This is a genomic window from Seonamhaeicola marinus (assembly GCF_008085455.1).
Genome location: NZ_VSDQ01000766.1, coordinates 1 through 568, shown reverse-complemented (window position 1 = coordinate 568; position 568 = coordinate 1). Strand labels below are relative to the sequence as shown.

Below are 568 nucleotides of genomic sequence, written 5' to 3'. Positions count from 1 at the left end.
CTTGGATGGTTTTATCTTCAATTTTAGAGAATAACAATTCTGCTTTTCCAATTTGATGACCTTCGGGTAATAACACATCTTTATTTGGAATATCATTCCAGTGGTTCTCAATACCATTTTCCTTCGTCGAATCACTCGAACTGACATTTAAAATGTTCTTTAACTTCTCCGAAGTAAATGGTAAAAAAGGTTCGCATAAAGTAGCTAGGGCACTAGCTATCTGCAACGCTACATACATTATAGTTTGTGTTCTTGCTTCGTCTTCTTTTATTTTTTTCCAAGGTTCCTCATCTGCCAAATACTTATTTCCTAAGCGTGCTAAATTCATTAATTCTTGGCCTGCCTCTCTAAAACGGTAACGCTCTATAGAACTTGCAATTACACTTGGGTATGCCTTAACAGCCGCAAGTGTTTCTTCATCAACTTGAGTAAATTCACTTGGTTTTGGTACAATACCTTGGTAGTATTTATTGGTTAAAACCACTACACGGTTTATAAAATTTCCAAAAATGGCAACTAACTCGTTATTATTTCTTGCTTGAAAATCTTTCCAAGTAAAATCGTTATC

At 34.9% G+C, this 568-nt stretch carries 1 protein-coding gene; it reads right to left on the bottom strand.

Translation table 11 applies throughout. The annotated features are described in order from the left end of the window. Positions 1-568 (bottom strand): class I tRNA ligase family protein (locus FUA24_RS23430; protein WP_148545752.1); only part of this gene is annotated, 568 nt, incomplete at both ends.